This window comes from Mesorhizobium sp. PAMC28654, assembly GCF_020616515.1.
Taxonomy (GTDB): domain Bacteria; phylum Pseudomonadota; class Alphaproteobacteria; order Rhizobiales; family Rhizobiaceae; genus Mesorhizobium.
This window is the reverse complement of sequence record NZ_CP085135.1, coordinates 5288985-5309403: the sequence shown is the minus strand read 5'-3', so window position 1 is coordinate 5309403 and position 20419 is coordinate 5288985. Positions and strand designations below refer to the sequence as shown.

The 20419-nt window shown below is 64.1% G+C and carries 22 protein-coding genes; all 22 read left to right on the top strand.

Translation table 11 applies throughout. The annotated features are described in order from the left end of the window. Positions 1-3 precede the first annotated feature (3 nt). The 22 genes from fliI to LGH82_RS25980 all read left to right on the top strand — a co-directional run bounded on the left by fliI (position 4) and on the right by LGH82_RS25980 (position 20413). A complete protein-coding gene (gene fliI / locus LGH82_RS26085) occupies positions 4-1401 on the top strand; it encodes a flagellar protein export ATPase FliI (RefSeq protein WP_227345485.1) in 1398 nt (465 codons plus the stop codon). Continuing rightward, the gene (locus tag LGH82_RS26080) at positions 1388-2104 is read left to right on the top strand and encodes a hypothetical protein (RefSeq protein ID WP_413771393.1); all 717 of its coding nucleotides are present in this window, start codon (positions 1388-1390) and stop codon (positions 2102-2104) included. Before fliI ends, LGH82_RS26080 begins: the two co-directional genes overlap by 14 nt. A gap of 93 nt (positions 2105-2197) precedes the next feature. Next, positions 2198-2578, top strand: coding sequence for a flagellar basal body rod protein FlgB (gene flgB, locus LGH82_RS26075; protein ID WP_227345483.1), 381 nt, complete (start codon positions 2198-2200; stop codon positions 2576-2578). A gap of 2 nt (positions 2579-2580) precedes the next feature. After that, positions 2581-2997 carry a flagellar basal body rod protein FlgC gene (gene flgC, locus LGH82_RS26070; protein ID WP_227345482.1) on the top strand — a complete coding sequence of 139 codons (417 nt, stop codon included), beginning with the start codon at positions 2581-2583 and terminating at the stop codon, positions 2995-2997. Then, on the top strand, positions 2994-3320 hold the full coding sequence (locus tag LGH82_RS26065) for a flagellar hook-basal body complex protein FliE (protein WP_227345481.1): 327 nt from the start codon (positions 2994-2996) through the stop codon (positions 3318-3320). The genes flgC and LGH82_RS26065 overlap by 4 nt, the downstream gene beginning before the upstream one ends. A 7-nt stretch (positions 3321-3327) precedes the next feature. Further along, on the top strand, positions 3328-4116 hold the full coding sequence (gene flgG, locus LGH82_RS26060; RefSeq protein ID WP_227345480.1) for a flagellar basal-body rod protein FlgG: 789 nt from the start codon (positions 3328-3330) through the stop codon (positions 4114-4116). A 6-nt stretch (positions 4117-4122) separates the two neighbouring features. Further along, positions 4123-4626: a flagellar basal body P-ring formation chaperone FlgA gene (flgA, locus tag LGH82_RS26055; RefSeq protein ID WP_227345479.1), complete on the top strand. Its 504-nt coding sequence runs from the start codon at positions 4123-4125 to the stop codon at positions 4624-4626. Continuing rightward, entirely contained in the window at positions 4623-5864 is a 1242-nt protein-coding gene (locus tag LGH82_RS26050; protein ID WP_413771392.1) for a flagellar basal body P-ring protein FlgI, read from the top strand. Before flgA ends, LGH82_RS26050 begins: the two co-directional genes overlap by 4 nt. Positions 5865-5873: 9 nt before the next feature. After that, positions 5874-6455: a MotE family protein gene (locus LGH82_RS26045; protein WP_227345478.1), complete on the top strand. Its 582-nt coding sequence runs from the start codon at positions 5874-5876 to the stop codon at positions 6453-6455. After that, positions 6452-7159 (top strand): flagellar basal body L-ring protein FlgH, encoded by a 708-nt coding sequence (gene flgH / locus LGH82_RS26040; RefSeq protein WP_227345477.1) that lies wholly within the window; start codon positions 6452-6454, stop codon positions 7157-7159. The genes LGH82_RS26045 and flgH overlap by 4 nt, the downstream gene beginning before the upstream one ends. Before the next feature lie 16 nt (positions 7160-7175). Next, a complete protein-coding gene (locus LGH82_RS26035; RefSeq protein ID WP_227345476.1) occupies positions 7176-7685 on the top strand; it encodes a flagellar basal body-associated FliL family protein in 510 nt (169 codons plus the stop codon). Then, positions 7682-8413: a flagellar type III secretion system pore protein FliP gene (fliP, locus tag LGH82_RS26030; RefSeq protein WP_227345475.1), complete on the top strand. Its 732-nt coding sequence runs from the start codon at positions 7682-7684 to the stop codon at positions 8411-8413. The genes LGH82_RS26035 and fliP overlap by 4 nt, the downstream gene beginning before the upstream one ends. Before the next feature lie 253 nt (positions 8414-8666). After that, complete coding sequence (locus LGH82_RS26025) at positions 8667-9659, top strand: flagellin (protein WP_227345474.1); 993 nt, start codon at positions 8667-8669, stop codon at positions 9657-9659. Positions 9660-10045: 386 nt separating this feature from the next. Then, positions 10046-11116, top strand: a complete 1071-nt coding sequence (locus tag LGH82_RS26020) for a flagellin (protein WP_227345473.1) — start codon at positions 10046-10048, stop codon at positions 11114-11116. Between the two features lie 147 nt (positions 11117-11263). Then, the gene (fliF, locus tag LGH82_RS26015) at positions 11264-12913 is read left to right on the top strand and encodes a flagellar basal-body MS-ring/collar protein FliF (RefSeq protein ID WP_227345472.1); all 1650 of its coding nucleotides are present in this window, start codon (positions 11264-11266) and stop codon (positions 12911-12913) included. A 3-nt stretch (positions 12914-12916) separates the two neighbouring features. Then, a complete protein-coding gene (locus LGH82_RS26010; RefSeq protein WP_227345471.1) occupies positions 12917-13543 on the top strand; it encodes a hypothetical protein in 627 nt (208 codons plus the stop codon). Next, positions 13540-14877 (top strand): MotB family protein, encoded by a 1338-nt coding sequence (locus tag LGH82_RS26005; protein ID WP_227345470.1) that lies wholly within the window; start codon positions 13540-13542, stop codon positions 14875-14877. The genes LGH82_RS26010 and LGH82_RS26005 overlap by 4 nt, the downstream gene beginning before the upstream one ends. Continuing rightward, positions 14874-16277, top strand: coding sequence for a chemotaxis protein MotC (locus LGH82_RS26000; protein WP_227345469.1), 1404 nt, complete (start codon positions 14874-14876; stop codon positions 16275-16277). Before LGH82_RS26005 ends, LGH82_RS26000 begins: the two co-directional genes overlap by 4 nt. Further along, complete coding sequence (locus tag LGH82_RS25995; protein WP_227345468.1) at positions 16274-17650, top strand: flagellar hook-length control protein FliK; 1377 nt, start codon at positions 16274-16276, stop codon at positions 17648-17650. Before LGH82_RS26000 ends, LGH82_RS25995 begins: the two co-directional genes overlap by 4 nt. Next, positions 17580-18170 carry a transglycosylase SLT domain-containing protein gene (locus LGH82_RS25990; RefSeq protein WP_227345467.1) on the top strand — a complete coding sequence of 197 codons (591 nt, stop codon included), beginning with the start codon at positions 17580-17582 and terminating at the stop codon, positions 18168-18170. Before LGH82_RS25995 ends, LGH82_RS25990 begins: the two co-directional genes overlap by 71 nt. Before the next feature lie 223 nt (positions 18171-18393). Next, complete coding sequence (locus tag LGH82_RS25985; protein ID WP_227345466.1) at positions 18394-19062, top strand: response regulator transcription factor; 669 nt, start codon at positions 18394-18396, stop codon at positions 19060-19062. Between the two features lie 88 nt (positions 19063-19150). Continuing rightward, positions 19151-20413 carry a flagellar hook protein FlgE gene (locus LGH82_RS25980; RefSeq protein WP_227345465.1) on the top strand — a complete coding sequence of 421 codons (1263 nt, stop codon included), beginning with the start codon at positions 19151-19153 and terminating at the stop codon, positions 20411-20413. The last annotated feature ends 6 nt before the right edge of the window (positions 20414-20419 follow it).

Sequence of the window (20419 nt, the reverse complement as noted above, 5' to 3'; positions counted from 1 at the left end):
CGGATGTCGTCCACCCAGCCCATGATGCGTGCGCCTGAGAAGCACTCGGAACCGGAAAACCGGCTTGCCGTGCTGGAACGGATGCTGAACCGTTTCGGCGATGGGCAAGCGCTGCTGAAGCGTGGCGGCCTGGTCACCGAGGTCTCCTCGACGCACTACAAGGTGCGCGGCCTCTCCGAAGTCGCCAGGCTCGGCGACCTTGTTGAGCACCGCGGCCATGCCGGTACGCGCCGTGGCGAAGTCGTCAAGATCGCTCGCGACGAGATCGTCGTGGCCCCCTTCGAACGCAGCTCGGACGCCGGCATCGGCGACGCCGTGTTCCGCCGGGGTCCGCTCACCGTGACGCCACACGTCTCGTGGCGCGGGCGCGCCATCGATGCCCTCACCCGCCCGATCGACGGCGGCCCGGCCCTGCTCAGGGGCGACGACGCCAATGACGGCAATGGCGCGACACCCGGCGCCATGTCGCGGCAGCGCGTGGGAACGTCATTCATGACCGGCGTGCGGGTCATCGATATCTTCACGCCCCTGTGCTTCGGCCAGCGCCTCGGCATCTTCGCCGGCTCCGGCGTCGGCAAATCGACGCTTCTCGCCATGCTTGCCGGGGCCGACGCCTTCGACACCGTTGTCGTCGCGCTGATCGGCGAGCGGGGCAGAGAGGTGCGCGAATTCCTCGAGGACACGATCGGCGAGAGCATGGCCAAGACCGTCGCCGTCGTCGCCACCAGCGACGAGAGCGCCATGATGCGCCGGCGCGCTCCCGACACCGCCATGCGCGTCGCCGAGCATTTTCGCGACCAGGGCCATCGCGTGCTGCTGGTGCTGGATTCGATCACCCGCTTCGCCCATGCGCTGCGCGAGGTGTCGACAGGGACCGGCGAGCCGCCGGTTGCCCGCGGCTACCCCGCATCGGTTTTCACGGAACTGCCCAAGCTGCTCGAGCGTGCCGGGCCTGGCGCCGAAGGCAAGGGATCGATCACCGCCATCATCTCGGTGCTGGTCGATGGCGACGACCACAACGACCCGGTCGCCGATTCGGTGCGCGGCATCCTCGACGGCCATGTCGTGCTTGACCGGGCGATCGCCGAGCAGGGCCGCTACCCGCCCGTCAATCCCCTGTCATCCATATCGCGCCTTGCGGGCAAGGCCTGGAGCGCCGAGCAGCGCGCTCTGGTGACCATGCTGAAGGCGATGATCTCCCGCTTCGAGGATACGCGCGATATTCGCCTGCTGGGCGCCTACCAGGGCGGTGCTGACGCGGAACTGGACATGGCGGTGCGTCAGGTGCCGCTGATCTACGAAGCGTTGACCCAGTCGCCGAAGGACCGCCCGTCGGCCGATCCGTTCTCGGACCTCGCCCGTCATCTCAAGGGAAAGCAGAGTGCAGATGCAGGAGACTGAGCGTCAGTACACCGAACGCCTCCTGCGCGAGATGCTGGATGCGGCGAAGGCCGCCGAGGATGCCGTCGTCGAGGCGAAGGCTGCCAAGAGGGCGAAAGCGGACAAGGCTGCCAAGGAAGCCGAGGAGCACCGCAAGTCGGCTATCGACGACCTGTTTCCCGCCGCCGAATGGCCGCAACCCCCAAAGGCGCAGTTTCCCAAATTGGGCAAAAAGGCAGACCGGCGCAGCGATTTCGTCATCGCGGCGCTCGGCGTAACGCTCGGCCTGATCTGCGCGCTGTTTCCCTGGTACATTTTCTTCAATCAGGAGCAGTTCGGCGTCCAGGCCATCAAGTTCGGCGGCACCGGCACCAATTCCGGACGGACTGGCGGCGGCGTCGTGGCCGAACGAAGCGCGCCGCTCACCGCGAAGGACGTTCCGGCCATGGATATCGATCTCCTTGCCACGGCAACCGTAGCCGACAAAGCCGAGGATCCCGCCCAGGCGCCGGGAATCGACCAGCAGCCCTTTCCCGCGGATCCAAAATTCCATCTCGTCCATGTCGCCAACGGCCGCGCCATGATCGAGGACGATACAGGCCTGTGGATTGTCCAGCGCGGCTCGAGACTGCCGGACGCCAGCAGCGTCGCATCGATCGAGCAGCGCCATGGCAAATGGGTCATGGTCACCAGCACCAATGACGTGATCGAACTCTCCAAATAATCCGGCTCGGCGCCGAAGACGGCGCCAGGCTCTCCGCAAGGTCCGCGCAAGACTGGCGGCCTAGTCTTCGGGACACCTACCCCGGAGATTCCCATGGAGCCCGTTACCCTTTTCGATCTTGCCACCAAGCAGTCGCAATGGCTGGCCGTGCGCCAGTCGGCTATTGCCGGCAACATCGCCAATGCCAACACGCCAGGCTACACGGCAAATGATGTCGAGCCCTTCGAGAAGGTGCTCGACCGCGCGGCGGTGTCGCTGCAGGCAACCGAGGCCGGACATCTTGGCGGCGAGGCGACCAATGCAGGCTTCAGGGTCAAGCCGGACGAACCCAACGGCGTGATCCTGCCATCCAAGAACACGGTCGTCGTTGAAAACGAACTGATGAAGGCCGGCGAGGTCCGCCGCGCCTTCGAGCTCAACACCGCGATCGTCAAGGCATTCCATTCGATGATGATGATGGCGGTAAAGACCTGACCATGGACGCACTGACCGCAGCACTCAAAGTCGCGGCATCGGGCCTCGGCGTCCAATCGGAACGCTTGCGCGTGGTTTCGGAAAACCTTGCCAATGCGCAGTCCACGGGCACCGGACCGGGTTCGGAGCCCTATCGCCGCAAGACCATCAGCTTCGTCTCGCAACTCGACCAGGCAACGGGCGGTTCGCTCGTCCAGGTCGGTTCGATCGATCGCGATCCCTCGGATTTTCCCGTCGAATTCCAGCCGGGCAACGAGGCCGCCGACGACAAGGGCTACGTCAAGATGCCCAACGTCAACCCGCTGATCGAAATGGCCGACATGACCGAGGCCAACCGCTCCTACGAGGCTAACCTTCAGGTCATCAAGCAGGCGCGCGACCTTATTTCCATGACCATCGACCTGATGAGGAACCAATGATCGTAACCGGCATCGGCGCGCTGAAACTGAACCCCACGACCGACGGCGCCGACGGGGCGAGCCTGTTTCCGGGCGCCGCCACATCGCAGGCCGGCGGCAACCTTGGCACCACGTTCGCCGAGGCGGTCAGCCAGGCGGCTTCGAAGACAGTCAATACGCTGCAGAATGCCGAGCAGGTGTCGATGCAGGCGCTGAAGGGCGATGCCGACACCCGCCAGGTGGTCGACGCCGTCATGAGCGCCCAGCAAGCCCTCCAGACGGCCGTCGCCATCCGCGACAAGGTCGTCTCCGCGTATCTAGAAGTCAGCCGCATGGGCATCTGAGGACATCATGAAAGCACTCGCCATCGCCGCCACCGGCATGAATGCCCAGCAGACCAACCTGGAAGTCATCGCCAACAACATCGCCAACATCAACACCACCGGCTACAAGCGCGCCCGCGCCGAATTCTCCGATCTGCTCTACCAGGTCGACCGCACGCAGGGCGTTCCCAACCGCGCCAATGCGTCTCTCGTTCCCGAGGGCGTTTCGATCGGCCTCGGTGTGAAGACGACCGCGGTGCGCAACGTGCACACCCAGGGCGAACTGACCAGCACCGGCAACAGTTTCGACCTTGCACTCACCGGCCGCGGCTGGTTCCAGATCGAAGGCTCGGATGGCGGCACGCTCTACAGCCGCGCCGGCGCCCTCAACACCAACGCCACCGGGCAGTTGGTGACCGCCAATGGCGCCAACGTCATCCCGGCGATCACCGTTCCAACCGACGCGGTGGAAGTGATCGTCAACAAGACGGGGCAGGTCTTCGCGCGCATCGACGGCCAGACCAATCTGCAGACCCTCGGTCAGCTTCAGATCGCCAATTTCGCAAATGAAGCGGGCCTCGCGCCGCTCGGCGATAACCTCTTCCAGGAAACGGCGGCCTCGGGCCCGGCCAATGTCGGCGTGCCGGGCGATCCAGGCTTTGCCTCGGTCCAGCAGGGTTATCTCGAAGCCTCTAACGTCGATCCGGTCAAGGAAATCACCGAGTTGATCTCGGCGCAGCGCGCCTATGAGATGAACTCCAAGGTCATCCAGGCGGCCGATGACATGGCGTCCGTCGTCTCCAAGAACATCAGGTAAACAAAGATGTTCGCGCCGACCCGCATCCTCCGCAACGTCGCACTGGCCATCGTACTGGCAACCGCCAGCATGCCCGCCATTGCCCAGGATGCCGCAAAGCCGGCCGCCAATGAGGCGGCGGGCGAGGTCGTGCTTATACCGAACCGCGTCATCTATCCCGGCGAGACCATAGGACCCGACGCCTTGAAAGAGGTGACACTGATGCCGGGCAGGCAGAAGCCCGACGCGGTCGCGACCCGTGCGCAACAACTCGACGGCAAGGTCGCCAAGCGTACATTGCTGCCGGGCCGCTACATACCGACCAGCGCCATCCGCGAGGCCTGGCTGGTCGAGCAGGGTGCCGCCGTCCAGGTCTTCTTCACCGCCGGCACGCTCACCATTTCCGCCACCGCCGTGACGCTGCAGCCGGGCGCCGCCGGCGATCTGGTCAAGGTTCGCAACATCGACAGCGGCAAGATCCTCTCCGGCACGGTCATGGCCGACGGAACCATCCGGGTCAGCGCCTCATGAAACGTGGATTTGTCCTTGCGCTCGCGGCGCTGCTTGGGCTGCAGCCGGCGCTGGCCGACGGCCTGACCCCCAAGGCCAAGCGCGAGCTTGCCGCCAGGGATGGCGGCGCGTTCAACGATCCGGAATACGATCCGGCGACCACGAGCCGCATGTTCCGCGTCTCGTCCGGGCCAAGTTCGCTTCCGCCCGGCCAGGTCGCCTCACGCATCAAGGACATCGCGCAGTTGCAGAGCTCGCGCGACAACCAGCTTGTCGGCTACGGCCTGGTGATCGGCCTGGCGGGGTCGGGCGACAGCCTGCGCAACTCGCCATTCACCGAACAGTCGATCCGCGCCATGCTCGAGAATCTCGGCATCGCCACCGAGGGTGGCAGCGCCCGCGCCAAGAACGTCGCGGCCGTCATCGTCACCGCCAACATGCCGCCATACGTCCAGTCGGGCGCCCGTATAGACATCGACGTGTCCTCGATGGGCGATGCCACGTCGCTCGCCGGCGGCACGCTGATCATGACGCCTCTGAAAGCCGCCGACGGCGAGATCTACGCCGTGGGCCAGGGCTCGGTCATCGTTTCGGGCTTCACCGCGCAGGGCCAGGCCCAGCAATTGACACAGGGCGTGCCGACGGCCGGCCGCGTGCCGAACGGCGCCATCGTCGAGCGCGCCGTGAAGGCTGAGTTCGACGACCAGGCGACGCTCACCCTGCAGCTTCGCAATCCCGATTTCTCGACCGCCGTGCGCATCGCCGACGCTGTCAACGACTACACCAGCCAACGCTTCGGCATGCGCGTGGCCGCGGAGCGCGACGCGCGCACGGTGCAGATCAGGCGGCCGAAGAATGTTTCGGCGGCGCGCTTCTATGCCGAGATCGAAAACCTGGTGGTCGAGGCCGACGGGCCGGCCCGTGTCGTCATCGACGAACGCACCGGCACCATCGTCATCGGCAATGATGTCAAGATCTCGCGGGTTGCCATCAGCCATGGCACGCTGACCGTGCGCATCACAGAAGCGCCGCGCGTCGTCCAGCCCGAGCCTTTCTCGAAAGGCCAGACCGCCGTCGAGCCGTTCACCGCCATCGATGCCTCCAGGCCCGACGCACGCATCGCCGTGCTTGACGGGCCCGATCTCGAGACGCTCGTGTCCGGCCTCAATCGTCTCGGTGTCAAGCCGGACGGCATCATCGCCATCCTCCAAGGCATCAAATCGGCCGGCGCGCTGCAGGCCGACCTGGTTCTCCAATAGGCGACGCCGATGACCCCCTCCCTCCCTCACAAGCACAGTCGCCGCATTCCCTGGCTGGCCCTCGCCGCGCCGGTGCTTGCAGCGGCACTTTCAGTGGGTGGTCCCGCACGCGGCGACGACACGGTTCGCCAGGTGCTGCCCGGAGCTCAGCCAGCCGAGGCGTCGCGGCAGCTGGCCCGCGAGGCCAAGCCGGACGAAAGCGAAATCCAGCGCTTCTGTTCCAACATCGCCGACGCCGCGCGCGATCGCCGCTATGCCCTGCAGGCCGAGGAGCTGAAACAGCTGCAGACAGGCATAGACCAGCGCATGAAGGCGCTGGAGGAGAAGCGGGCCGAATACGAGACATGGCTGAAACGGCGCGAGGTCTTCCTGGCCCGCGCCCAGGACGGCATCGTCAAGATCTATGCCGACATGAAGCCCGATGCCGCGGCCGAACGCCTGGCTATCGTCAATGCCGACCTCGCGGCAGCCATCCTGATGAAGCTCGATTCGCGCAAGGCGGGAGTCATCCTCAACGAAATGGACCAGAAGGCGGCGGCCACGCTCACCGGCATCATGGCCAGCGCAGCCCGAAGGGTAGATCCGTCATGATCCGCAAAACGTTCATCCTGCTTGCTGTGACCATGCTGTCGGGCTGCGGTACCGATCTCAGGGAGGTCGGCCGGGAACCGTCGCTGTCGCCGGTCGGCTCCGGCATCGCCGACGGCACAACCGGCTCGCTCTACCGCTATCCACAGTCGCCCGCGCCGCCAGTCAAGAAATTCTCGCTGTGGGACGACCGCCAGAGCCGGCTGTTCACCGATCCGCGCGCGCTGTCGCAGGGCGACATCCTGACCGTCAAGATCAAGATCAACGACAGGGCCAATTTCAAGAACCAGAACGACAGGAGCCGCACCGCCAACCGCAAGCTCGGCTTCGACATCAGCGCGCAATGGGACAAGCTGAGCACCGCCGGCAAGGGTTCTGGCGCTCTGAGCTCCGGCACGGACACGACCGCCGACGGCGAGATCAAGCGATCGGAAACGCTTGAACTCAATGTCGCCGCCATCGTCATCGACGTCCTGCCGAATGGCAATCTGATGATCAAGGGCTCGCAGGAAGTGCGCGTCAACGCCGAACTCAGGGTGCTGACCATCGCCGGCATCGTGCGGCCAGCCGACATCGGCGCGGAGAACACGATCCCCTACGAACGCATCGCCGAAGCGCGCATCTCCTATGGCGGGCGCGGCCGCATCACCGAGGTCCAGCAACCTGCCTACGGTCAGCAGATTCTCGACCAGGTCCTGCCGTTCTAGGCCCGGAGAAATCGCCATGGCCAATGTCGAACAGGTTCAGCCCGGCAAGGGTCCTTCCCTTGTCATCCAGATCGCCATGCTCATGGCGGTGACGGTCGCCGCCATCGGCATGGGCTGGATGTCGGGAGACTACCTCAAGGCGGCCCAGGGCCCGGATGTCGTGCCTCCGGCCACCGCGACCGAAGCCAAGCACACCGAAGGCGCGAAACCCGAAGGTGGCGGCGCGCATGGCGCGGCTGCCGCATCGACGCTTGTCGCGCTTGCCCCGATCACCACGAACCTGGCCTCGCCGGCCGACATGTGGATACGGCTCGAGGTCTCCGTGGTTTATGACGCGCCACAGCCGCCCGCGCTTGCCGAGCAGATCCAGCAGGATCTCATGGCCTACGTGCGCACCTTGAAGATGCATCAGATCGAAGGCGCCAGCGGCTATCAGCATCTGAAGGCCGACCTCGAGGAACGCGCCGCGATCCGCGGCGGCGGTCACGTCAAACAGGTTCTCATCAGGACATTGCTGCTCGAATGAGAAAACTCATCGTCGCCACCGCACTCATCGTCGCCGCCACCTCCGTCGCCGGCGCCCAGCAACTGGACTTCGGCGGCATCGGCAAGGCCGATGGCACCACGGTCGGCTATATCATCCAGATGTTCGGCCTGCTCACCGTGCTGTCAGTGGCGCCGGGCCTGCTCATCATGGTGACGAGCTTCACCCGCTTCGTCATTGCCTTCTCGATCCTGCGTGCCGGCATCGGCCTGCAGTCGACGCCGGCCAACCTGATCCTCATCTCGCTGTCGCTGTTCATGACCTTCTATGTCATGGCGCCGACCTTCGATCAGGCCTGGAACACCGGCGTCAAGCCGCTGATGGACAACCAGATCAGCCAGACCGAAGCGTTCGAGAAGATATCGGACCCGTTCCGCACCTTCATGCTGCACAATGTGCGCGACAAGGATTTCGACCTTTTCGCCGATCTCGCGCGTGAACGCGGCCAGGTCGTCGCCAAGGAAACCGTCGATCTTCGCATCCTCGTGCCCGCCTTCATGATCTCCGAGATCCGGCGCGGTTTCGAGATAGGCTTCCTGATCGTCTTGCCGTTTCTGGTCATCGATCTCATCGTCGCCACCATCACGATGGCCATGGGCATGATGATGTTGCCGCCAACGGTCGTATCGCTGCCCTTCAAGATCTTGTTCTTCGTCCTGATCGACGGCTGGAACCTGCTCGTCGGAAGCCTGGTGCGCTCCTTCACCTGACCGCCGTAGCCCGGATGCGGCATCTGGCCAGGGCGCGCCAAGCGCCCGGGTGGCGCATGGCGTCAGTCGCCCAAAATTTTACGCAAGATATTTCCGGTTAACCCTCGGATTTAGTCCTTTGGTAGGAACTTGCCCGCATAGTCACTGACAGATGGCGGGTGATCGAATTGAGCGATCATTGGCATGATGCCGCACCGTCATACCGGAAAAGCCGGTATGAAAAAAAGACGTGTAAAATCAAGGTACGAGTACCATGTCCAGCATCATGACGAACACCGCCGCGTTGACGGCGCTGCAGAGCCTTAACGCCACCAGCAAATCCCTCCAGGAGACCCAGGCCCGCATCTCGACCGGCTACCGCGTTTCGCAGGCCTCGGACAACGCCGCCTACTGGTCGATCGCCACCACGATGCGCTCCGACAACCAGGCGATGTCCACCGTTTCGGACGCGCTCGGCCTCGGCGCTTCCAAGGTCGACACCGCCTACACCGGCATGAACAGCTCGATCGACACCCTCAACCAGATCAAGACGAAGCTGGTCGCGTCCTACGGCCAGACCGACGCCGACAAGGAAAAGACCCAGACCGAAATCGCCGCGCTTCAGAAGCAGTTGAAGTCCTACGCCGATGGCGCCACCTTCTCCGGCACCAACATGCTCTCGGTGTCGACCGCTTCGGGCACGGCAGCCGACGTCAAGATCGTTTCCGCCTTCAACCGCGATGCTTCCGGTGCGTCGTCGATCTCGACGATCGACGTCAATGTGGAAAGCATCAAGCTGTATGACAGCGGTGCCGCACCAACGGCGAAGGGCATTCTTGACGCGGACCGTCTCGGCAGCACCGGTGCCGCCGTTACCACCGCCGCAGTGAATCCGACCGCCGGCGCTGCTTCCACGGCTACCGACACCTATTCGGTCGCCACGCTGAAGGTCTACGACTCAGCCACGGGCAAAGGCTTCAGCGACTCGCAGATCGCGGACCAGATGAAGGTCGTCGACGCCGCGCTCAAGGACATGACGAACGCCGCCACCACGCTCGGCGCCGCCAAGAGCTCCGTCGACCTGCAGAAGACCTTCACCTCGAACCTGATGGACTCCATCGATCGGGGCGTTGGCCAGCTCGTCGATGCCGACATGAACAAGGAATCGACCCGTCTGCAGGCCCTGCAGGTCCAGCAGCAGCTCGGCGTCCAGGCGCTGTCGATCGCCAACAGTTCCACGCAGTCGATCATGTCGCTCTTCCGCTAATCCGCTCTCGTCTAACAACGAACAGCGCCAGAAAATCGGGCCGCGCCACAAGCGCGGCCCGATTTGCGTTTGCCTGCAGCATGTCGCCCGGGAAAGCTTGCTAGGCTTGCCCCGGTGTGCCCAACAGTCCGCGGATACATGTCCCGTCCGATCGCGTCGCACGAACCCGTTTCCGGGTGCGACGCCCCAGGTCTCTCGCGGACGAAGTAACGGATGCGAACGCTCGTCGTCTTAATCTTCAAAATACCGATTTTAATAGGCTGTTAACCATGTGGCGCTAGTCATGGTTAACGAATAGCTTACAACAGCTAGGCGAATCAGCCTCCCCAAGGCCGATGCCACTGTCGAACAGGCCTATCCGGGATTTTTGAGAAGGAGCGACTTTCTTGTCGAGCATCATGACCAACGCCGCGGCGTTGACCGCACTTCAAAGCCTCAACGCGACCAGCAAGTCGCTTGAGCAGACGCAAGCCCGCATCTCGACAGGCTACCGCGTCTCCCAGGCCTCGGACAACGCCGCCTATTGGTCGATCGCCACCACCATGCGCTCGGACAATCAGGCCCTGTCGACGGTACAAGACGCACTCGGCCTCGGCGCCTCGAAAGTCGATACCGCCTACACCGGCATGACCAACGTGCTGACGACCATCAGCCAGATCAAGACCAAGCTGCTTTCGACCGTCGGCCAGACGGATGCCGCCAAGGCAAAGACGCAGACCGAAATCACCGCGCTTCAGGCGCAGATGAAGTCCTTCGCCGATGGCGCCACCTTTTCCGGTTCGAATTTCCTTTCGGTGACGTCCAAGCAGGTCGCCGTGAACAATGACGGCGTGCAGGCTGATGCCAAGATCGTCTCGTCGTTCAACCGCTCCTCATCCGGCGCCGTCCAGCTCGGAACCATCGATATCGATGTCGAGAGCACCAAGCTGTTCGATTCCGGCCTTTCAACCGCCGTGAAGAACGCCGGCACTCTCGATCGCAAGACCTCCATCTATTCCACCGGCGCTGCCCAGACCCAGTATGACACCGCCTATGCGACCGCGATCGCCGGCGGCGCCACGGACATCTTGGCCAACACCACCGCGCAGGCCGCCGTCACCGGCACCCCCACCAAGATCGACAACGTCTCCGCCTTCAACGTGGACATCACCGCACCCGGCGTTACCGACGACATCATCACGCAGATGGTCACCAAGATCGACAACGTCATGGGCCAGCTGACGAACTCCGCCACCATCCTTGGTTCGGCCAAGAGCAGCATCGACCTGCAGAAGACCTTTACCTCGAGCCTGATGGACTCCATCGACCGTGGCGTCGGCCAGCTCGTCGATGCCGACATGAACAAGGAATCGACCCGGCTCCAGGCTCTCCAGGTTCAGCAGCAGCTCGGTATCCAGTCCCTGTCGATCGCCAACAGCTCCTCGCAGTCGATCCTGTCGTTGTTCAAGGGCGGCTGAGACTTTCCTGGCTGACCAGCAGTCGTCGCTCTGCCACATCCGCAAGGCCGCGCTCCAAGCGCGGCCTTTTCGTTTCGGCCTATCATCTTCGCACAAGCTTCGAGGTCTAGTGTCCTGGCGGACGTTAACGCTGGGAGTGGTCGAATCGTGCCGGTACAAATCCAGAGCATCATCTCGAATCTCCAGGGGTTCGGCGTAAGGCGCCTTGCCATGCTGGCCGGCATCGCCGTTCTGGTCATGAGCGTCATCGGCGTGGCTTCGGTCTATCTCAACCGCCCGGCCTACGACACGCTCTATGTCGGGCTCGATCGCGCCGACGTGAACCAGATCGGCCTGGTGCTGGGCGAGGCAGGCCTCGGCTTCGACGTCGGCGCCGACGGAACCTCGGTTCTGGTGCCGGCCGGCACCACGGCGCAGGCACGCATGCTGCTTGCCGAAAAGGGCCTGCCGACCAGCGCCAATGCTGGTTATGAACTGTTCGACAATGTCGGCTCGCTCGGCCTCACCTCCTTCATGCAGCAGATCACCCGGGTGCGCGCGCTGGAGGGCGAGATTGCCCGCACCATCCAGTCGATCTCGGGCATCAAGGCCGCGCGCGTCCACATTGTCATGTCCGAGCGCGCCAATTTCCGCCGCGACGAGCAGCAGCCCTCCGCCTCCGTGGTTATCCGTTACGCAGGCATCGACGCCGAGAAGAGCGCGATGTCGATCCGCCATCTCGTCTCCGCCGCCGTGCCCGGCCTGTCCGCCGACAAGGTCACCGTGCTCGATTCCAACGGCAATCTTCTGGCCGCCGGTGACGACCCGTCCAACACCAGTGCCGCCCGCACGCTCGGCGTCGAGCAGACCGTCGAGGCGCAGATCGGCGACAACATCCGCCGCGCCCTTGCACCCTATCTCGGCCCCGACAATTTCCGCGCCAGCGTCAAGGCCGACGTCAACACCGACACCCGCCAGACCGAGGAAACGATCTTTGATCCTAATTCCCGTGTCGAGCGCTCGGTGCAGTCGGTGCGCAACAATGAAAACAGCAATCAGAAGCAGGCATCCACTCCGACCAGCGTCGAGCAGAACATGCCTGAAACCCAGGCGACCACCTCCGAGGGGCCGCAGTCATCCTCGCAGAACGACCGCAAGGAAGAGATCACCAACTACGAGATCAATTCAAAGAAGATCGCCACCGTTTCCAACGGTTACACCGTCACCAAGATGTCGATCGCGGTGGTCGTCAACCAGCAGCGCCTGGCGTCGATCCTCGGCAAGGACGCCACCCCCGAACAGATCGCCAAGCGCGTTGCCGAAATCCAGAAGATGGTCACGTCGGCCACCGGCTTCGACGAGAAGCGTGGTGACATCATCGACGTCTCGGCGGTGGAATTCATCGATGGGCTGGATGGCGAGGCCCTCCCGCAAGTGAGCATGCTCGATTCGGTCGGCCAACATGCCGGCACGCTCATCAACGCCGGCGCCTTCATCGTCGTGGTGTTCATGGTCGCGTTCTTCGGCCTCAGGCCGATGGCCGCCGCACTGACGGCGAAGGCGACGCCAGCCATCGCCGGCCCCAACTTCGACGAAGTCCAGCGCTCCCTGCCCACGCCGGATGGGACGGCCTCGATCGAGGGGCCCGCCAACGTCGGCACATTGTCGGGTTCGCGCTCCGGTACCACGCCGCTCGACGATCTTCGCCAGAAGATCAGGCCGGCGCCACAGGAGCGGCTCGCCCGCATGGTTGACCTCAATGAGGAGCGCACCGCGCAGATCCTGCGCAAATGGGCGGCCCAGGAAGTCGCGGCCTAAGCCATGCCCTCAGCCGCCCTCTTCGACCTGCTGCCGGACTTCGGCGCGCGTGCCCAGCACAGCGCCCAGCCCAGGGCCACAGTCGAACACGACAACAAGCCGGATGCGCCGGCGCCTCAGGCCGATATCGGCGCACTCATCGCCGAGGCGGTCGCCCTCGCCGAGGCCGAGCTCGCAGAGCGCCTTTCCGCGGCACACAAGGCGGAGCTCGATGCCGAGCGTCAGGCCAACGCCGACGAGGCAAAGGCATTTCTCGAAGGCATTGGCGACGATGTTGGCAAGACGGTCGCCCTGCGCATCGACATGATGGAAACGCGTGTGACCGAGCTTGTCGCAGCCACGGTCGCCCGTGTTATCGGCGGCATCGTCAGTGACAACCTCCAGAAACGCTCGCTTGAAGCGCTCACCCGTTCGATCCACGAGGCCGTGGGTGATTCCGAGGCGGTGCGCGTCGGCGTGCGCGGACCGCTTTCGCTGTTCGAAACATTGCGGACGGCGCTCGGTCCCCGCGCGGCCAATCTCGACTTTGTCGAAGCTCCCGGCTTCGACCTCACAGTCACCATTGACGAAGCGGTGTTCGAGACACGCATGGCCGAATGGTCGGCAACCCTCTCCGAGGCACTGTCATGAGCATAGCGGCGGCCGGGGAACACAGGCACGAGATCATCATCGTCAAGCGTGGTCGTGACGATCACGATGACGCTCACCATGGCGGTGTCTGGAAGATCGCCTTCGCTGATTTCATGACCGCGATGATGTGCTTCTTCCTGGTGATGTGGCTGATCAACGCCGCCAATGAGCAAACCAAGTCAGCCGTCGCCAGCTATTTCAATCCGGTCAAGCTGATCGATCGCAATTCGAGCCGCAAGGGCCTCCAGGATCTTGGCGATGGTCCCCGCTCGGTCGGACTGACGGCCGACGACCCGCAGGAAGCCGCCAGCAAGGCCGGTCAGGAAGGCGTCGGTGGCGCTGGCTCCTCGGAAAAGACGCAGGACAAGCAGGCGCCGCAAAAAACGGAACGCACCGACGAGCGTCTGTTTGCCGATCCCTATGCGGTCCTGTCGGAGATCGCCACCGATACTGGCGTCATGCAGAATATCAGCCAGCGCGGCGATGGCGGCGTGCAGAACGCCGGTCCAGCGACCGGCGCATCCGGCGGCGCCTCCTATCGCGATCCCTTCGAACCGGATTTCTGGTCGCAGCAGGTCGCATCGCCTGGTGCCGAAGCAAGTGCGGAACGCGTGAAGATCGACGGTGATCCGGTCAAGCCGGGCGACAAGGTCGCCGACAGCCAGGTTCCGAAGGTCAAGGCCGTGCCCCCCATGCCGAAGCTGACGGCCGCGCCGCTGGAGCCGCTGGCCAAGACCGAACCGGAAGCGACGGCACCGAAAACAGCGATGGCCAAGGCCGGCGATAGCGCCGGGTCGGCGTCGGCCAAGCCCGATGCCCCCGATGGAGATGCCCTCGATCGCGACGTCAAGGACAAGGCTCCTGCCGCCGCGGCGATGAAGGCGGCCGCCGAAGTGCGCCAACAGCTCAACGATGCCTTCAAGCCGGGCGACAAGCTGCATGATGGTGTCTCGGTCGAGGCCACCGACAAGGGCGTCGTCATCTCCATCACCGACCGGCTCGATTTCGGCATGTTCGAGATCGGCTCGGCCATGCCCAGCCGCGAGCTGGTGCTGGCGATGGAAAAGATCGGCCGCATCGTCAACAGCCAGAAGGGCACCATCAGCATCAATGGCCACACCGATGCCCGGCCATTTCGCAGCGACACCTACGACAATTGGCGGCTGTCGACGGCCCGCGCGCATTCGGCCTACTACATGCTGGTGCGCGGCGGTGTCGACGAACGCCGCATCACAGAGGTCGCCGGCTTTGCCGACCGCCAGCCGAAGGATCCAGCCAATCCGATGGCCGCCGCCAATCGCCGCATCGAAATCCTGATGGCGACCGGAGGATGACGCGCGCCGTCCTCCATCGCATGATCGGCCTGCTCCTGCTGGCGGCAGGGCATCCGTCGGTCGGCTTCGCGCAGGACGCACTGCAGCCCTATCAGCTGGTGCGCTCGCTGCAACTCGTTCAGGACCGTATCGCGGCCGGTGACCACGCCGCCATGCCGATGCAGGCCAAGTTGCTGGAGATGGTGGACGCGCGCCTGCGCGACACGGGTGCGGATGATTTCAAGGATCCCAAGAATTTCCGCGCTCTTCTTGTCTACGGCATGAGCGGCGGCAACCCGCTCACTGTCGAGACGGCCGTGTCGCGCGCCACCGTGGCGCCCGAGGAACTGGCCATCGCCAAGGGTATCATCAGCTATCTCAACGGACGTCCCGCCGATGCTATCGAAACGCTGCGGCCGATAGACCCGATGACGCTGCCGAGCGACCTCGGCGCCTTCCTCGCCTTGGTCAAGGGCTCCCTGCTCAGCGTAGACGAGCCGGCCGCCGCACTGGTCCTGCTCGACGAAGCCAGGCTGCTCAGCCCGGGCACGCTGGTCGAGGAGGCGGCGTTGCGTCGCTCGGTCGGCATCGCCGTGACGCAGGGCGATGCCGCGCGCTTCGCGCTTGCCTCGACCCAGTATGTCGAGCGCTACCTCTATTCGCCCTATGCCAGCCAGTTCGCCGATTCATTCGTCTCCGGCGTCGTCGCGCTGCATATGTCGATCAGCCAGGATAAGCTCGGCGACATCACCTCGATGATGGACCCCGAGCGCGAGAAGGTGATCTACCTGCGCATTGCCCGGCGCGCCGCGATCGACGGCCTGAACGACCTCTCGGCCTTCGCCGCGGCGCGAGCCGAGCGGGGTCGCGACGGCATCAGCAACCAGGATGATCCACGCGCCCTGCTCTACGCCAGCCTTTCCACCATGACATCGGGCACTGTCGACGAGGTCCACGCCAAGCTCGACAGGATCGACCGCGGCAAACTGTCGGATGGTGACCGCGCTCTGCTGGATGCGGCCCGCGCCATTGCCGGCGAACTGGTCGCGCCGCCTGCCGCCCTGCCCGCCAGGAAGCCGGCCCTCGCCGCCGTCGAACAGCCCCCCGCGGTCGAAAACGCCAGTGCCCGGACCTCCGGCCAGCAGACATCCGACGAGGCTGGGCTGCCTCCGGTCGAAGGCGCGATGCCCGAACAGCCGCCGGCCCCGGCACCCGGCGAACCCGCCGCCAGCACGTCGGACACAACGGCCGTCGCCGCTGCCTCGTCGGATGGGGCGGAGACCTTGCCCGCACCCGCACCCGCACCCGCACTCGCGCCCGCGACCGGCCTGAACCCCTCCGACCCGGCCGATGCCGCCATGATCAAGGCGCGTCGGCAGCTCGATTTGATTGACCAGATGCTTGGAGCCGCTCCCAGATGACCACCAGCGTCGGCCCCGCCTTGCCGGGATTTGCTTCCATGCGCGCCGCCTCCGAGCAGCCCGCCGCTGGCGGAAAAAGCGCGGATACGGGCTTCAGCAACATGCTGCATGGCACGGGAAAACAGGCCCGGTCGGAAAGGCAGACCGCAAGCGAAACCACGTCGCGTGACCAGCGCTGGGGCAAGCCTGCTTCCTCGGGCCATGCTGAAGCCGACGGCAAGGACGAACCGGCACCCGCCGATCCGCGAAAGATCTCGTCGGCGAAATTGCTGCTTCTGAAGGCCGCCAAAGACAGTGGGGATACCGCGTCCGGCAAGGAAGCCGACGATGCCGGAACTGGGGACGCCCCGACCGGCGCATCATCGCTTCAGGACCATCTTCCGCTGCTGATGGCGCTTCACGATCTGCGTCAATTCTCCGCCTCGGCCAAATCCGACAAAACCGCGCCGGGCGATGGCACCGGGGACCCGGCGGCGGTTGACAGCCAGGCCCCGTTATCGAAGCGATACCGGTCAACGACCGATGCGGGGAAGGCACTCGGGCTGGAGGCCCGCTCCGAGCGAGGCTCGACAGCCGCCGAACAGGCACCACAGCAACCCGGTGGGGTCAAGCTGCCCACCGGTCCGGTGAAGCATGACGACAGCCTGACATTCGGTTCGCCGCTGGAGAGCGTGGCGGACGATGCGGCTCCCCAATCGAAGCCCTCCTCGCTGCCGGTCAAGAGCCTCGACGAGGCCTTGTCCTCAGTGCGCTCAGAGGTAGGAAAACAGACTTCTTCGGCAAACCGCGTCGAGGTGGTTTCCGAGCGGAGTTTCCCCGCGCCGGCGCAGAACCCGATGAGCCAGGCGGCGGCGACCTTGATCGACGCGATCAAGGCCGACAGCGGCCTTCGGCAGCCATTTTCAACCACTCCGGCAGCGCCCCAGGTGACCTCTTCCGTGGCCGCTCCGGTGCACATATTGAAGATCGAACTTCATCCGGCTGAACTCGGCATGGTCACCGCCAGTCTGCGCCTTTCCGGAGAGCAACTTTCGATTGAACTGAAGCCTCAAACCCATGAGGCCTATCGCCGGCTCGCCGCCGACAGCGAGGCCATCGTCAAGTCGCTGCGCGGCCTTGGTTTCGAAGTCGACAAGGTTACGATCCTACAACCCTCGATAGCAGTCCCGGCCGCGGCCCGCACCGATGCCAGCGCCAACACGCAGGCAACGGCAGGCCGCGATCAGTCGTCCTTTCAGCCCGGCAATTCGAGCGGCAACAATGACGGTGGCGCCGGCCAGCAGTCGGGAAGGAACCGCGACAATGATCCGCAAGAGTTCGGCCGCCCCGCTTCGCCTGCTCGTGAGCGCACTGGCGGCGATATGTTTATCTAGCCTCGCGGCCAGCGCGGCAAACGCCGCCACCAACCCTTGCGAGCCGGAGATCCTGCGTGCCGCCGATCGCTATGGCGTGCCCGCGGGCATTCTCTATGCCGTCGGTCTTGCCGAAACGGGAAGGAAGGGCAGCCTTCAACCTAACGCCATGAATATAGAAGGAAAAGCTGTCTTCCCTAAAAACCGGGGCGAGGCGCTTGCCGCCTTCGAGGCGGCGCGGCGCGACGGCAAGACGCTGATCGATCTCGGATGCATGCAGATCAACCACCACTACCACGCATCGCATTTTCGCAGCGTCGAGGACATGCTCGATCCGCGTCAGAACGTCGACTACGCGGCCCGTTTCCTGGCCAGCCTCCACGCCCGCCACGAGACCTGGTCGATGGCGGTCGCCCGCTACCATGCCGGCCCGGACAACAATCCGGCGCAAAAGATCTATGTCTGCCGCGTCATCGCCAACATGGTCGCCACAGGCTTTGGAAAATGGACTTCCAACGCTCGCGCCTTCTGCAACCCGTAGCTGCTTTCGCCCGCTCGACCATGCCTCCCGCTCCGCACCTCCAGCGCTTTTCCAACATGACCCGCGCGATCCCTGGCCGGTACGTACGAGCACACACTAATGCAACCAGCACGATTCCCGACTCCCAAGAAACTAGCTACAAGAAATGACGGTTGTTCAGGATTCTCGCCAGCGGCTACCCCTTTCGACACGAAGCAGATGATCTGATTCGGAGGCGGGGCCGATGATTGTTATTGTTGACGAGCGAGAGCTCGTAACCGAAGGCTATAATTCACTTTTCGACCGTGAGGGCATCGCCTGCGCGGGCTTCGCTCCCGGCGAATTCGGCGAATGGGTAAGCTCGGCGGCGGATACCGACCTGAAGTCGGTGCGGGCCTTCCTCATCGGCGATTGCCGGGAAGGCACCATCTCACCCCGCCAGATCCGCGACCGCACCGGTGCCCCGGTTATCGCCTTGAGCGAGCAGCATTCCCTGGAAAACACACTGCGGTTGTTCGAGAGCGGCGTCGACGACGTCATCCGCAAGCCGGTCCACATCCGCGAGATCCTGGCCCGCATCACCGCCATCCGCCGCCGCGCCCAGGAAGACGTCTCCTTTACCGAGATCGGCGCCATGCGCATCTTCATGGACGGCCGCGACCCGGAAATCGACGGCCAGCCGCTGCCCTTGCCGCGCCGCGAGCGCCGTATCCTCGAATACCTCGCGAGCAATCGCGGACGTCGCGTCACCAAGACCCAGGTGTTCAACGCCATCTACGGTATCTTCGACGAAGAGGTCGAGGAGAACGTGGTCGAGAGCCATATCAGCAAGCTGCGCAAGAAGCTGCGGGAGAAGCTCGGCACCGACCCCATCGATTCCAAGCGGTTCCTCGGTTACCGGCTCGTCTTCTGATGCCCTGGAACCGCCTTTGCGCCAGCTTCGCGCAAGACACAAAGCGTAGCCTCGTGGCCAGTGGCCAAAGCATTGAGGAGACCCGTCGATGAGCCTTTACGGAATGATGCGGACCGGCGTTTCCGGTATGAATGCCCAGGCAAATCGCCTTTCCGCTGTTGCGGATAACATCGCCAACTCCGATACCACGGGCTACAAGCGGTCCTCCGCCGAGTTTTCGACGCTGGTCATGCCAAACACCAGCGGCGCCTACAATTCGGGTGGCGTCAACACGACGATCCGCACCTCGGTCAGTTCGCAGGGCGTGCTCCAGTATACCACTTCGGTTTCCGATCTGGCGGTGAATGGAGACGGCTTTTTTGTCGTCCAGAATGCCAACGGAACGCCGTTCCTGACGCGCGCCGGCTCCTTTGTTCCGGATGCACAGGGCCGGCTGGTCAATGCGGCTGGCTACCAGCTGATGGCCTACAGCTACGCCAATGGCGTTCCGGCCGCCACGGCCAACGGTTTCGAGGGCCTGGTACCCGTGCAGATATCCGATCAGGAAATGACGGCGACGCCCAGCACAGCGGGTTATTTCAACGGAAATCTTCCCGCCGGCGCGACCCCGGTCACGACGACCGGAAACCTGCCGTCGGACAACAGCGCGACCTCGCAATACACATCGAAAACCTCGCTGGTCGCCTACGACAACCTGGGCAACAAGGTGCTGTTGGACGTCTATTTCACCAACACCGGCGCCGGCACCTGGGAAGCCGCTGTCTTCGATCAGTCCAAGGCCACGCCGGGGACCGGCTTCCCCTATGCGGCCGGCGGCTCTCTTGGCACGGCTGACCTGACGTTCGATACCACGACCGGCAAGCTTACCGGCACGACCTCCAGCGTGTCGGTTACCGTGCCGAACGGCGCCAGCCTTAATCTTGACCTGTCCAAGCTCACCCAGTTCGGCGGCAGCTTCACCGTCACGGATGCGAAGGTCAACGGCAACGCGCCGAGCGCTATCGACAAGGTGGAGATCGGCACGGACGGCACCATCTACGCGCAGTACAAGGATGGCTCGACCAAGCCACTCTACAAGATTCCGCTGGCCGATGTTCAGAGCCCCGACCAGCTCACCGCACTGCCAGGCAACGTGTATTCGCAGAGCACCGATTCCGGCACCGTGCGCATCGGCTTCGCCAATCAGGGCAAGCTTGGAAGCATCGTCTCTGGCGCGCTCGAGAATTCTAATGTCGATATCGCCGAGGAACTCACCAACATGATCGCGGCGCAGCGCAGCTACACCGCCAATTCGAAAGTCTTCCAGACCGGTTCCGACCTGATGGACGTCCTTGTCAACCTGAAGAGATAAAACCGG